Source organism: Microbacterium sp. B35-04, assembly GCF_010634885.1.
Taxonomy (GTDB): domain Bacteria; phylum Actinomycetota; class Actinomycetes; order Actinomycetales; family Microbacteriaceae; genus Microbacterium.
In genome coordinates, this window is record NZ_MWLP01000030.1 from 49,905 (window position 1) to 62,740 (window position 12,836).

A 12,836-nucleotide genomic window follows, 5' to 3' on the forward strand; every position below is an offset into this window, starting at 1 on the left:
CCCCGTAAGGGAATGTCGCGAGAGGAGGCGCCATGGGTCGCGAAGACGTGCTGGCGTGGGTCGAGTCGCCCCTGCAGCTGATCGGCGCCGCGGAGTGGGCGGCGTCGCACGGACGGACGGTGCCGGTGGCCGGGCGGCTGACGCCTCAGATCTCGGCCACGGCCGACGAGCTGCTCACCCGCGGCGCGCGCTTCGGTGAGCTTGCGCCCTACCTCGGCATCCCGTGGAGCCTTCTCGCCCGTCACGGCCACTGGCTGGTCGGCGACGGGTTCTCGGGCCAGTTCCGCCTCGCCGCGGCCGTGCTGCGCCCGCACCGCGTCACATTCCTCGACGACGGCGCGTACGCGATCGCGTACGCCGACGCGCTGCTCGGCCGTCGTCCCTACGCGCGGCCGAATGTCGCCGAGCGCGGCGTCACCACTGTCGTCGCGCCGTTCGCGGCCGAGCTCGTGCATCGACGCGCCGCCTCGCGACGCGCCGCCATCTTCACCGCCTTCGACCTCGGCGCCGACCGCCTCGACGGCCTCGCCGACCGCGGGTTCGGCATCCGTCGCCACGATTTCTCGTGGACCCGCGCCACCGCGCCCGCCGCGCCCGCGCTCGGACGGCGCATCGTGCTCGGCAGCGCGCTGCCGGTCGACGGACGGATGATGCTGGTCGACTACGTGCGGTGGGTGCGGGATGCCGCGGCCGGCGGCGCCGTGTACCTCCCGCATCGCCGCGAGACCGCCGAGCAGCTGGACGCGGTCGCGACGGTCCCCGGTCTGCGGATCCACCGGACCGGCCTGCCGGTGGAACTCGTGCTGGCCGGGGCGCGGCATCCGCTCGACGTGCACACCCTTCCGTCCAGCACGACCACGACGCTGCCGCTCGTGCTCGCGGGCACCGGTGCGAGGGTGTTCACGGATGTGGGCCGGAACGGCGCCGCACGCCGCTCGGCACGGACGGCGGCCGCATGAGCGAGGCGGTTGCCATCATCCCGGCCCGCGGCGGCTCGAAGGGCATTGCGCGCAAGAACCTGCAGCGGGTCGGGGGCGTGCCTCTCGTGGCGCGCGCCGTCGACGCGGCGCGTCGGTGCCCGGCCATCGACAGGGTCGTCGTGACGACCGACGACGCCGACATCGCGGCGGTCGCCGCCGAGTGGGGCGCCGAGATCGTCGAGCGGCCTGCGCAGCTGTCGGGTGACCAGGCGTCCAGCGAAACGGCGCTGCTGCATGCGCTCGACGCGCTCGAGGCGCGCAAGGTCGACGTGGGCGTGCTGGCCTTCCTGCAGGCGACGTCGCCCTTCATCGACGTCGATGCGCTCGCCGCCGCCGTGCAGCTCGTGCGATCCCGCCGGCGCGACAGCGTCTTCTCGGCGGTGGAGACGTACGGCTTCCTGTGGGAGAAGGGCCTCGGCGACGCCGCAGAGCCCATCAACCACGAGATCGACGTGCGACCGCGCCGGCAGGATCGCGAGCCGCACTACCTCGAGACCGGCGGCTTCTACGTCATGCGTGCGGCGGGATTCCGGGCCGCACAGCACCGGTTCTTCGGGAGCGTCGGCATCGCCGGCGTGGCACCGCGCACGGCGATCGAGATCGACACTCCCGACGAGATGGAGTTGGCACGGCGCCTTGCGCCGCTCGTCGACCGTGACATTCGGGGCGATGGCGGCGTCGCCGTCGACGCGGTGGTGACCGACTTCGACGGGGTGCACACCGACGACACCGTGCGTGTCGACCAGAACGGCCTCGAGTCGGTGACCGTGAGCCGGTCGGACGGCATGGGGGTCTCGCTGCTGCGGGCCGCCGGCATCCCGTTCCTCATCCTCTCGACCGAGGCGAACCCGGTGGTCGCCGCCCGCGCGCGCAAGCTGGGCGTCGACGTGCGGCAGGCCGCCGCGGACAAGGCCGCAGTGCTGCGGGAGTGGGCGGAGGACCACAGCATCCCGCTGTCGCGGATCGCCTACCTCGGCAACGACGTCAACGACCTCGCCTGCCTCGAACTCGTCGGGTGGCCCATCGCGGTGCCCGAGGCCCACCCGCTCGTCCTGTCGGCCGCGCGCGTCGTCCTCGACAGTCGAGGCGGAGACGGCGCGGTGCGCGATCTCGCGGAGCGCGTGCTCGCCGCGCGGCAGTCCGCGGCCACGGCCCTGCACGAGGCTCAGCGACCCGGCGGGCGGAACCCCGCTACCGATCACCCCACTGCACCACTGGAGGCAACATGACCGTCACCATCGGATCCCGCGTCGTCGGAGGCGGACGCCCCGCGTACGTCATCGCCGAGATCGGGCTGAACCACAACGGCGAAGTCGAGCTCGCCAAGCGGCTCATCGACGTCGCCGCCGACGCCGGTGCGGACGCGGTGAAGTTCCAGAAGCGCACGCCCGAGATCGCCACGCCCGAGCACATGCGCGACATCCCGCGCGACACGCCCTGGGGGCGCATGACCTACCTCGACTACCGCCGCCGCGTCGAGTTCGACCGCGAGCAGTACATCGAGATCTCGGACCACGCGCTGCTGCGCGGGCTCGAGTGGTTCGCCTCGCCGTGGGACGTTCCCAGCGTCGCCTTCCTCGAAGACCTCGGCGTCGTCGCGCACAAGGTCGCATCAGCGTCACTTACGGACGTCGAGCTGCTCGACGCCCTGCGCGAGACCGGTAAGCCCGTCATCCTGTCGACCGGCATGTCGACGAGCGAGCAGATCGACGCGGCCATCCAGGTGCTCGGCACCGACCGCCTCGTGCTCATGCACGCGACCTCGACGTATCCGATGGAGCCGGAAGAGGCGAACATCCGCATGATCCCGACCCTGCGCGATCGCTACCCGGGTGTGCCCGTCGGCTACTCGGGGCACGAGCGCGGGCTGCAGATCTCGCTGGCCGCCGTCGCGCTCGGCGCCGTCGCCGTCGAGCGGCACATCACCCTCGACCGCACGATGTGGGGATCGGACCACGCCGCCTCGCTCGAACCTGCCGGCCTGCAGCACCTGGTGCGCGACATCCGCGTCATCGAGGCGGCACTCGGCGACGGCGTCAAGCGCGTGTACCCCGGTGAGCTCGCGCCCATGGCGAAGCTGCGCCGCGTTCCCGCGTGAGTCCGCACGCGCCCGCCGACGGCAGGCCCCGCGTCGTCGCGATCGCCGACACGGACTCGTATGTGAAGTGGGCGGCGGCGCTCCTCGGCGGGGTGGGTCAGCGATGGGATGCCGCGCTGCTGGTGCTCGACACGCCCCTTGTGGTCAGCGACGCCCAGCTCGCCTCGGCCCTGGCCGGCAGCCGCCTTCCGCGAGACCGCGTGGAGAGGATCGCGTACGGCCGGCTGACCGCGCGTCTCGCCGAACTGCGGGCCGACGTCGTCGTGATCGGAGCGCGGGGTCCGCTCGTGCGCGTGCTCGCGCGCGACCTCTCGGCGCTCCCGCACCGGCCGGTCGTCGTGACGGGCCTGCCGGGCATCTCGATCCCGGCGACCCGCCGCGCCGTCGTCTACCGGCTGCAGAGCGACCTGTTCGTGGTGCACTCGCGGCGCGAGTTGCGGGAGTTCGGGGCGTTGTCGGTGCGCACCGGGTACGCGCATCGCTACGCGCTGGCCACCCTGCCGTTCGCCAGAGGCGCCCGGGTGGCTGCCGGTGGGGCGGTCGCACTGAGCCCGGCGGGCGGCGACCTCGTGTTCGCGGCGCAGGCCAAGGTGCCGGCCGAGCGCGCGGATCGTCTCGGGATCGCCCGGATGCTGGTCCGCGCCGCCCAGGCGGATCCGTCGCGGCGGGTCGTGGTGAAGCTGCGCGCAGCGACCGGAGAGCACCAGACGCACGTCGAGCAGGACGGCTACACCGAGCTGCTCGCGTCACTGGGTCCGCTGCCGCCGAACCTCGTAACCTCGACCGGGCCGATGCGCGACGCGCTGACGACGGCGGAGGGGCTGGTGACGGTGAGCTCGACCGCGGCGATCGAGGCGATCGCGCGCGGCATCCCCGTCATCGCCCTCGACACGTTCGGCGTCTCGCCGCAGCTCATCAACGAGACCCTCGCCGACGCGGACCTCCTCGCGGGCGAGGAGGATGTCGTCGCGCGCCGGTTCCGGCATCCCGATCCGGAATGGCTCGACGAGAACTACTTCCACCACCCCGAGGCCGACGACTGGACCGATCACGTCGAGGCGCTGCTGGCGCAGCGATCAGCCGCTCGCCTGCCGCCCCGGGCGGGACTCGCCCGTCGCGGCGGCGGGCTGCGCGACGCCTGGGAGCGCAGGGTCGCCCTCGGACGCGGCGACACCTCGGCCGCCGGCGCGGTCGCGTACGTGGTCGGCGTTCCGCTGCGCACGACCGTGCGCCTCGTGAATCGCGCGCGCCGGCTCGTCGCCGGCGAGACTCAGCAGCCGGGGCCGGTGGGATCCTCGTCGCACGTGCGGTCCACCAGCGCTGTGCGCACCTCGACGACACGCACGTCGTAGCCGGCGGCCTCCGCGCGGACCACGCCCGGCACGGGTCGCCACAGCCCGCTGCCGAAGTCGACGGATGCCGCGTACTCGACCGTCACCGACACCCCGTACGTCCCCCGCGCGCCGTACACGTGGCTGGTCGCGGTCGGGGTGAACTGCCCCTGCCCGAGGCTGGTCCAGGGCGACCCGCCCGTGGCGGTGCGCGTCGTGGTGCCGTCGCCGTTGTCGAAGACGTAGGCGACCGGCACGAACCGCACGGTGACATCCCAGCCGAGCACGGTGCCCGGGATGCGCTCTTCGGATGCCGACGCCAGCAGGTTCGTCGGCATGCCCATGACGCCGAAGCCCGCCGGCTCGCCGGCGAGGGTCGGCGGTGCGGGACGGAACGACGCCAGGTCGGCGAGGGTGACGTCGGGGACGGCGTTGGTCACGACGGTGACGCCTGTGCAGCGGTTCATCGGGCCGCAGTCCCACGGTTGGGGCGTGGGCTCGGCACGCCGTGCTTCGTTGCTTGAATCGAGTCCCGATTGCGGTTGTGTGCGCCCGCCCTGTTCCGTTTTCGACCCAATGATCTCGACGACCTCGCCCGTGTTTCGACCGCAAAGTCCCGCTGCCGCGTCGGCAAAGTTGCAGTCGCCAGATGAAGTGGGTGACGGAGACGAGGAAAGCGCGATCAGGATGGCGACAGCAGGGATCAGCATGAGCTGTCGCCTGCGATCTCACTGTCTGTGATCAGAAATGCATCGCCAACGAACTTCAGGGATGCTTCGAGCGCGAGCGTCGCGTCCCGATCTTCCGGCGTGACGACGTTGCCCGCAGAATCGAGAAGTCGCGCTGCGCTCGAGTCGAGGCACACGACGGCGATGACTCGCCTCAGGTCGCTTGATGTGCTCTGCCCATCAAATGCCGTTACGACGCTGTCACCCACAAGATGAACGCCAAGCTCATCAAAGCGGCGTTGGCTGTCGATGTGGTTCTCAAGCGCACTTCCAGTGAGGAACAGCTGAGGGTCGGGAGCGTTGGGGTCTTCACGACGGGCGTTCTCTGCGGCGGCGTAAGCCCGGTACGTAGCCTCCGCAGCCGCGAACGCTTCCTCCTCGCTGGCGAACGCAGACGTCGGTGTGGGCGTCGGGTCCATAGGCTCCGGCGTGGTGCAGCCTGCGAGCGTCAGCATCATGAGAGCGCCGAGCGCCGCAGCCGTGACCCGAGTCCTCACGCCCCCACGTTAACCGGTGGTGCCGAGCCGCCGACCGAGTTATCCACAGCGGAGCCAGGTGAAGCCGGCGATCACGCCCGGGGGGTGCGGATCGCCGGCTTCGGGGCGGGCCGATGGGACCGCCCCTCGTGCCCTTCGGGTAGGGCACGAGGAGTGGGCCCGGCGACGCATCGCCGTGGGGTGCGCGGAGCGGGAACGTGATCCCGCTGAGCAATGCATCCAGCTTCCGTCTCCCACCTGGGAGTTCCTTATCGCCCGCCCGCATGAACGCCGCACGCCGGCCGTGCAGGCGCTGTGCTGTCGTCATGACGGCATCGGCCATCGGGCCCCGGGCATCGCAAGACCGTGGCTGCTGGTGCGTCCGGTGGCGGCGATGCGGCACGGCTGCGGCCTGGCATTGACAACCGGGCGTATCCTCGTGCGATGACCACCGCCGCGAGCCGGACCGAGCTGCGAGCGCTCCTGGACGAGCTGCATGACGCGGCGACGGCGCGCGTCGCGGCGATGGACGAGAATCTGACCGAGCTGCGTGCCGACCGTCGCGGCGACGTCGCCGACGACGAGCACGACCCCGAGGGCGTGACCCTGTCGGGGGAGTGGGCCCGCGCCGTCGCGCTCGAAGAGGCTGCACGACGCGAGATCGCCGAGATCGACGAAGCCGTGCGGCGCTGGGAGGGCGGCACCTACGGTGTCTGCGTGGACTGCGGTCGCGGCATCCCGATCGCGCGTCTGCGGGCTCGTCCGTTCGCGACCCGCTGCGTCTCGTGCGCAGAGAAGGCCGGCGCCTGACGTGTCGTTCGGCGCCGCGGCATCCCGAGCCGCCGCCGGGGGCTTTCCGCGCGTGGCGGGGGGAGATCCGTGCCCCTGCGGCAGCGGCGATCGCTTCGACGGATGCTGCGCCCCTGCGCTGCAGGGAACCCCTCCGCCGACGGCCGAGGCGCTGATGCGCTCGCGCTACACGGCGTTCGTCGTGGGCGACGAGCGCCATCTCGCCGCGACGTGGCATCCGGGAACGCGGCCCGAGGACCTGTCTCTCGATCCCGCCCAGCGGTGGACGGGCCTCGACGTCGTCGCTGTCGAGGGCGGGGGAGAGGACGACGCGCGCGGGGTCGTGGAGTTCCACGCGGCCTGGCGCCACGGACGCGACCAAGGCGTGCTGCACGAGCGAAGCCGGTTCCTCCGCCGCAGCGGGCGCTGGTGGTACGTGGATGGCGAGATCCGGCCGTCTTGACCGGCCCCGAAGGGTCCTGGCGCCGATAGCGTGACAGGCATGACCACTCAGGCTGAGAAAGCACAGACCCTCGCGCGGCTGCACGCCGCGCCCGAGATCCTGCGCGTCGTGAACGTGTGGGACGCCGTGTCCGCCCGCACCGTCGCCGCCCTTCCCGAGACGCGCGCCGTCGCGACCGCCGGCCACGCGATCGCCGCGACGTTCGGCTACCCCGACGGCGAGATCCCGCTCGACATCACCCTCGACATGGTCGGCCGCATCGTCGAGGCCGTGGGCGACCTGCCGGTCACGACCGACCTCGACGACGGCTACGGCGATGCGGGCGAGACCACGCGCCGTGTGATCGGCACGGGCGTCGTGGGCGCCAACGTCGAAGACCGCCTGCGCCCGCTCGAGGAGTCCGTCGCGAACGTCGAGGCGATCGTCGCGGCCGGCGCCGCCGAGGGCGTGCCGTTCGTGCTCAACGCGCGCACCGACGCGTTCGTGCGGGCGGGCAAGCGCCCGCTCGAGGAGTCGATCGCGGACGCGATCGAGCGTGGCCGCGCGTACCTCGCGGCAGGAGCCGACCTCGTGTTCGTGCCGGGCATCCTGAACGCCGACATCACGCGGCGCCTGGTGGAGGGCATCGGCGAGCGCAAGGTCAGCGTCATCGGCCTGCCGGGCACGCTGACGGCGGGGGAGTACGAGGCGCTGGGCGTCGCCCGCATCTCGTATGGACCGATGCCGCAGCGGGTCGCGCTGACCGCGCTGCAGGATGTCGCCACCGACCTCTACCGCGACGGCGTGATCCCCGCCTCCACGCGCGCCCTCAACTGAGGTCGCTCCGCCCCATCGATCCGTCCGGCCCGCGGGAATCCCCGCGGGCCGGATGCTGTTGAGCCCGGCATGGAGCCCGCAGCCGTCGACGTCGTCGTGATCGGCGCGGGACAGGCCGGGCTCTCCGCGGCCTATCATCTGCAGCGCCGCGGCTTCGCACCGGCGCAGCGCTCGACCGGGGCAGCGCCGACGTTCCTCGTGCTCGACGCCAACCCCGGCCCCGGAGGCGCGTGGCAGCACCGCTGGCCGTCGCTGCGGATGGCGACGGTCAACGGCATCCACGAGCTGCCGGGGTTCGCGGTCCCGCCGGCCGACCCCGTCGCCGCGAGCCGCGACATCCTTCCGGCGTACTTCGCCGACTACGAGGAGCGGTTCGCCCTCGAAGTCCTGCGGCCCGTGAACGTGAAGGGAGTGCGCCGCGTCGACGACGACCCGCGCGGGCGACTCCTGGTCGAGACCGACGGCGGAGCCTGGACGGCACAGTACGTCATCAACGCGACCGGCACGTGGACCCGACCGTTCCGGCCGCACTACCCCGGGCAGGAGCGCTTCCGCGGCCGCCAGCTGCACGTCGCGGACTACGTCTCGGCGGAGGAGTTCCGCGCACAGCGCGTCGTCGTCGTCGGCGCCGGCGTCTCGGCGGTGCAGCTGCTGGACGAGATCTCGCACGTGGCCGACACGTTCTGGGTGACGCGCCGCGAGCCCGACTGGGTCGAGGCCGACTTCGACATCCCGGCGCGTGTCGCCGCGATCGCGGGCGTCGAGGACCGCGTGCGCCGGGGCCTCCCGCCCGGGAGCGTGATCTCGGTCACCGGCATGCACTGGACCCCGTGGGCGCGGGCGGCCGAGGCACGCGGCGTGCTGGTGCGGCATCCGATGTTCGCCTCGATCGAGGAGGACGGCGTGCGGATGCCGGACGGCTCGTTCGAGCCGGCCGACGTGATCCTCTGGGCCACGGGTTTCCGCCCCGCGCTCGACCACCTGTCTCCGCTGCGCCTGCGCACCCCGGAGGGCGGCTTCCGCGTCGAGAACGGGCGCTCGATCGACGAGCCGCGGCTCTTCCTCATCGGGTACGGGCCGTCGCAGTCGACCGTCGGAGCCAACCGCGCCGGCCGCGACGCCGTCCGCGCGATCATGGCCGACCGCGTCGCCCTCGCGGCCTGAGACCGCCAGCCGGTCGCCAGACTCACCGACTCACAGGCCCCCGCGGGATCGCCCTGGAACCGCCGCGGCGCAAGGGAGCACGCTCGCCCCCTCCGGTTCTAGACTCGCGTGCAATCCCGGTCGCCGACGAGAGCGGACGAAATGAGCCTGGCCCGAGAACTGTTCCGGCGGAAACCCGTGGCGCCGCCCGCGCCGTCGCCCGGCGGGCTGACCCGCGGCATCGGCACCTTCCAGCTCGCGATGCTCGGCGTCGGAGCCACGGTCGGCACCGGCGTCTTCTTCGTGATGCACGAGGCCGTGCCGCTCGCCGGACCCGCAGTGATCCTGGCGTTCCTCGTCGCGGCGATCGCCGCCGGGCTGTCGGCCGTCTGCTACGCCGAGATGGCCTCCGCGGTGCCGGTGTCGGGCTCGACCTACTCGTACGCCTACGTGACGCTCGGCGAGATCGTCGCCATGGGCGTCGCCGCGTGCCTCATGCTCGAGTACGGCGTCTCGACCGCCGCGGTCGCATCCGGGTGGAGCGGCTACCTCGACCGCCTCCTCGGCGACCTGTTCGGCTGGGACATCCCCGCCGCGCTGTCGGCCGGCCCGCTCGAGGGTGGCGTCGTGAACCTGCCGGCCGTGATCCTCGTCGGCCTGTGCGCGCTCCTCCTCATCCGCGGGACACGTGAGTCGGCGGCGGTGAACACCGTCATGGTGATCATCAAGCTCGGCGTACTCCTCATGTTCGCCGCGATCGCCGTCACCGCGTTCCAGACAGACAACTTCGCCGACTTCGCTCCCCACGGCGCGGCGGGGGTCACGGCGGCCGCAGGCACGATCTTCTTCACGTTCATCGGCCTCGACGCCGTCTCGACCGCGGGCGACGAGGTGCGTGACCCGCAGCGCTCGCTGCCCCGGGCGATCCTCATCGCGCTCGCGACGGTCGTCGCCGTCTACCTCTTCGTCGCGATCGCGGCCGTCGGCGCGCAGCCATGGACCGACTTCGAGGACCCCGGCCAGCAGAGCGCCGGTCTCGCCGTCATCCTCGGCGACGTGCTCGGCGCCGGATGGCCCGCCACCGTGCTCGCGGCGGGCGCGGTGATCTCGATCTTCTCGGTCACGCTCGTGACGCTCTTCGGCCAGACCCGCATCCTGTACTCGATCGGCCGGGACGGGCTCATCCCGCAGGCGTTCGCCCGCGTCGACCCGCGCACCCATACGCCGGTGTTCTCGACGGTCGTCGTCGCGGTCGCCGTCGCGCTCCTGGCGGGCTTCATCCCGCTGTCGAGCCTCTGGGACCTCGTGTCGATGGGAACGCTCGTCGCCTTCATCGTGGTCTCCATCGGCGTCATGGTGCTGCGACGCACGCGCCCCGACCTGCCCCGCGCGTTCCGCGTGCCGGGCTATCCGGTGACCCCGGTGCTGTCGATCCTCGCCTGCCTGTACCTCATCACCGGCCTCGGCTGGTCGACCTACGCGTGGTTCGCGGTGTGGGTCGCGGTCGTGCTCGCCTTCTACCTGCTGTGGGGCCGCCGGCACAGTCTGCTCGCGCGGGCGGAGCACGAGACGGATGCCGCCGCCGGTGGACCGCCACCCGCCGGCGTCGACCCGGGCACAGGCGGCTCCGCCACCTAGCCCCGAAGCGGCGCGGGCGTATCGTGGCAGACGACAGAGGGAGACCCCATGGCACGCGTCCTGATCTTCGGCGGACACGGCAAGGTCGCCCTGCTGCTCGAGCCGATGCTCGTGGCGCAGGGGCACACCGTGACCGCCGTCATCCGTGACTCCGCCCAGGAGGCGGAGGTGGCCGCGACCGGCGCGCAGCCGGTCGTCGCCGATGTCGAGATCCTCGATCTCGATCAGCTGACGAACCTCGTCGCCGGCAACGACGTCGTCGTGTGGTCGGCGGGTGCGGGCGGCGGCAGCCCGACGCGCACGTACGCGGTGGACCGCGACGCGGCGGTGCGCTCGATGGACGCCGCGGCGGCGGCCGGTGTGCTCCGCTACGTCATGGTGTCGTGGATCGGGTCTCGCGCCGACCACGGAGTCGCCCGGGAATCTTCGTTCTTCGCCTACGCCGACGCCAAGTGGGCCGCGGACGCCCACCTCGCGCAGAGCGCGCTGGACTGGACGATCCTGGCGCCGGGTACGCTCACGCTCGATCCGCCCACCGGGCGCATCGCCCTCGACCCGGAGGGCGCAGGTGCGGTGCCGCGGGCGGACGTCGCCGCGGCGATCGCCGCGACGATCGCAGACGACCGCACCATCGGACGCACCATCCGGTTCGGCGGCGGCGGCGAGCCCATCGGGCACGCGATCGCCGGCTGACCTCAGTCCTCGCTCGAGTGCAGCCCGCGCCGCACCGACAGCAGGGTGAGCTCGGGGCGGTCGGCGACCAGCCGTTCGGCGCGGTCGAGCACGTCCCGCACGTGCGACGAGTCCGCCGCGACGACCGACACGCCGATGCCGGCCCGCCGGTGGAGGTCGTGCTCGCCGACCTCGGCGGCCGCTGCCTCGGTGCGGCGGCTGAGCTCCGCGATGAGCGGCCGCAGCACGCTGCGCTTCTCCTTCAGCGAGCGGATGTCGCCGAGGAGCAGGTCGAACTCGATCCAGCCGATCCACATGCGTCCATGGTGCCAGCAGCCGCGCGCGGGGCGCGGCCGTAGGCTCGATCCATGCTCGCCACCGTCATCCACGCCGCCCGCGACATCCGCGTCGAGAACGTGCCCGACCCCGTGCTGTCCACCGGCGCCGACGCGATCGTCCGCGTCGTCGCGGCCTGCGTGTGCGGCTCCGACCTCTGGCCGTACCGCGGCGTGACACCCACGAACGAACCGCACCGCATCGGGCACGAGTTCGTCGGCATCGTCGAGGAGGTCGGCGCGGACGTCCGTGTCGTCCGGCCCGGCGACTTCGTGATCGCCCCGTTCTACGTCTGCGACGGCACGTGCGCGAACTGCCGGAACGGGGTCAGCACATCGTGCCTGCACGGCGGCTGGTGGGGGAGCGACGACCGTTTCGGCGGATTCGCCGACGGTGGCCAGGGGGAGCGGGTGCGCGTCCCGCTCGCCGACGGCACTCTCGCCGTCGTGCCGGGACCGGTGGGCGGCGACGAGGTCCCCGGCCTGCTGACGCTCAGCGACGTCATGGGCACCGGCCACCACGCCGCGGTATCGGCGGGTGTCGGCCCCGGTGATGCTGTGGCCGTCGTGGGCGACGGCGCGGTGGGTCTGTGCGCCGTCATCGCCGCCAAACGGCTCGGCGCAACGACGATCATCGCGATGTCGCGGCATCCGCAGCGCCAGGCGCTCGCCCGCGAGTTCGGCGCCACCCACATCGTCGAGGAGCGAGGGGATGCCGGCATCGAGGCGGTGCGCGCACTCACCGGCGGCATCGGCGCAGACCGGGTGCTCGAGTGCGTCGGCACGAAGGAGTCCATGGACCAGGCCCTGCGGTCCACGCGCCCCGGCGGCATGGTCGGCTACGTCGGCGTGCCCAACGGCGGCCCCGAGCTGCCGGTGCGGCAGATGTTCAACCGCAACGTCGGTGTCAACGGCGGCGTCGCGCCCGTCCGGGGCTACATCGAGGAGCTGCTGCCCGACGTCCGCTCCGGCGCGATCCGGCCCGGGCTGGTGTTCGACCTCGAGCTGCCGCTCGCGGAGGCCGCCGAGGCCTACGCCGCGATGGACGAGCGCCGCGCCACGAAGGTGCTGCTGCGGCCCTGACGCCCGGGCGCGCGGGCAAATCCATCCCCGCGCGATCCGCGACGCGCCCGCGCGCCTGCGCACGCAACGCCTGCCGTACGGTAGAACAGCAGAAGTCGAAGGGAACCCCGGACCGTGAAGCTCGTCAAGCGCATCGTCGTGGTGCTCGTCATCGCGTTCGCGGCGTTCTACCTCATCACCCGCCCGCAGGATGCGGCGAACGCGGTGCAGGGCGCGATCGGCGCCGTCTGGGGCGCCGGTGCCGCCGTGGTCGACTTCTTCATGGCTCTCGCTGCGGGCTGACC

At 72.6% G+C, this 12,836-nt stretch carries 15 protein-coding genes; 12 read left to right on the top strand and 3 right to left on the bottom strand.

The genetic code is table 11. The features are described 5' to 3' along the window. The first annotated feature begins 32 nt into the window (after nt 1–32). The 4 genes from B1729_RS08170 to B1729_RS08185 are packed head-to-tail and all read left to right on the top strand — an operon-like array spanning nt 33 to nt 4,430. Nucleotides 33–959, top strand: a complete 927-nt coding sequence (locus tag B1729_RS08170; protein WP_163631907.1) for a hypothetical protein — start codon at nt 33–35, stop codon at nt 957–959. Further along, nucleotides 956–2,209 (top strand): acylneuraminate cytidylyltransferase, encoded by a 1,254-nt coding sequence (locus B1729_RS08175; RefSeq protein ID WP_163619386.1) that lies wholly within the window; start codon nt 956–958, stop codon nt 2,207–2,209. The genes B1729_RS08170 and B1729_RS08175 overlap by 4 nt, the downstream gene beginning before the upstream one ends. After that, nucleotides 2,206–3,078 carry an N-acetylneuraminate synthase family protein gene (locus B1729_RS08180; protein WP_163619388.1) on the top strand — a complete coding sequence of 291 codons (873 nt, stop codon included), beginning with the start codon at nt 2,206–2,208 and terminating at the stop codon, nt 3,076–3,078. The genes B1729_RS08175 and B1729_RS08180 overlap by 4 nt, the downstream gene beginning before the upstream one ends. Further along, complete coding sequence (locus B1729_RS08185; protein WP_163631910.1) at nt 3,075–4,430, top strand: DUF6716 putative glycosyltransferase; 1,356 nt, start codon at nt 3,075–3,077, stop codon at nt 4,428–4,430. Before B1729_RS08180 ends, B1729_RS08185 begins: the two co-directional genes overlap by 4 nt. On the opposite strand, the gene B1729_RS08190 is transcribed toward B1729_RS08185, so the two are convergent. Both B1729_RS08190 and B1729_RS08195 read right to left on the bottom strand, forming a co-directional pair. Beyond that, nucleotides 4,349–4,876 carry a hypothetical protein gene (locus tag B1729_RS08190; RefSeq protein WP_163631911.1) on the bottom strand — a complete coding sequence of 176 codons (528 nt, stop codon included), beginning with the start codon at nt 4,874–4,876 and terminating at the stop codon, nt 4,349–4,351. The genes B1729_RS08185 and B1729_RS08190 overlap by 82 nt on opposite strands. Nucleotides 4,877–5,112: 236 nt before the next feature. Continuing rightward, nucleotides 5,113–5,634 (bottom strand): hypothetical protein, encoded by a 522-nt coding sequence (locus tag B1729_RS08195; protein ID WP_239539551.1) that lies wholly within the window; start codon nt 5,632–5,634, stop codon nt 5,113–5,115. 423 nt (nt 5,635–6,057) lie between these two features. Here B1729_RS08195 and B1729_RS08200 point away from each other — a divergent pair, with 423 nt between their 5' ends. The 6 genes from B1729_RS08200 (at nt 6,058) to B1729_RS08225 (ending at nt 11,155) form a co-directional block, all read left to right on the top strand. Next, complete coding sequence (locus B1729_RS08200; RefSeq protein WP_163631914.1) at nt 6,058–6,423, top strand: TraR/DksA family transcriptional regulator; 366 nt, start codon at nt 6,058–6,060, stop codon at nt 6,421–6,423. A gap of 52 nt (nt 6,424–6,475) precedes the next feature. Further along, nucleotides 6,476–6,865, top strand: coding sequence for a YchJ family metal-binding protein (locus tag B1729_RS08205; protein WP_345770806.1), 390 nt, complete (start codon nt 6,476–6,478; stop codon nt 6,863–6,865). A gap of 39 nt (nt 6,866–6,904) precedes the next feature. Continuing rightward, complete coding sequence (locus B1729_RS08210) at nt 6,905–7,681, top strand: isocitrate lyase/phosphoenolpyruvate mutase family protein (RefSeq protein WP_163631921.1); 777 nt, start codon at nt 6,905–6,907, stop codon at nt 7,679–7,681. A 69-nt stretch (nt 7,682–7,750) separates the two neighbouring features. Then, nucleotides 7,751–8,845: an NAD(P)-binding domain-containing protein gene (locus B1729_RS08215; protein ID WP_163631924.1), complete on the top strand. Its 1,095-nt coding sequence runs from the start codon at nt 7,751–7,753 to the stop codon at nt 8,843–8,845. 177 nt (nt 8,846–9,022) lie between these two features. Then, on the top strand, nt 9,023–10,462 hold the full coding sequence (locus tag B1729_RS08220; RefSeq protein ID WP_345770805.1) for an amino acid permease: 1,440 nt from the start codon (nt 9,023–9,025) through the stop codon (nt 10,460–10,462). Nucleotides 10,463–10,510: 48 nt separating this feature from the next. After that, nucleotides 10,511–11,155: an SDR family oxidoreductase gene (locus B1729_RS08225; protein ID WP_163619403.1), complete on the top strand. Its 645-nt coding sequence runs from the start codon at nt 10,511–10,513 to the stop codon at nt 11,153–11,155. A 2-nt stretch (nt 11,156–11,157) separates the two neighbouring features. On the opposite strand, the gene B1729_RS08230 is transcribed toward B1729_RS08225, so the two are convergent. Continuing rightward, nucleotides 11,158–11,451 (bottom strand): DUF503 domain-containing protein, encoded by a 294-nt coding sequence (locus B1729_RS08230; protein ID WP_163619405.1) that lies wholly within the window; start codon nt 11,449–11,451, stop codon nt 11,158–11,160. A 51-nt stretch (nt 11,452–11,502) separates the two neighbouring features. Here B1729_RS08230 and B1729_RS08235 point away from each other — a divergent pair, with 51 nt between their 5' ends. Both B1729_RS08235 and B1729_RS20590 read left to right on the top strand, forming a co-directional pair. Beyond that, the gene (locus tag B1729_RS08235) at nt 11,503–12,552 is read left to right on the top strand and encodes a zinc-dependent alcohol dehydrogenase family protein (protein WP_163631929.1); all 1,050 of its coding nucleotides are present in this window, start codon (nt 11,503–11,505) and stop codon (nt 12,550–12,552) included. Between the two features lie 114 nt (nt 12,553–12,666). Continuing rightward, nucleotides 12,667–12,834: a hypothetical protein gene (locus B1729_RS20590; RefSeq protein ID WP_204260153.1), complete on the top strand. Its 168-nt coding sequence runs from the start codon at nt 12,667–12,669 to the stop codon at nt 12,832–12,834. Nucleotides 12,835–12,836 lie beyond the last annotated feature (2 nt).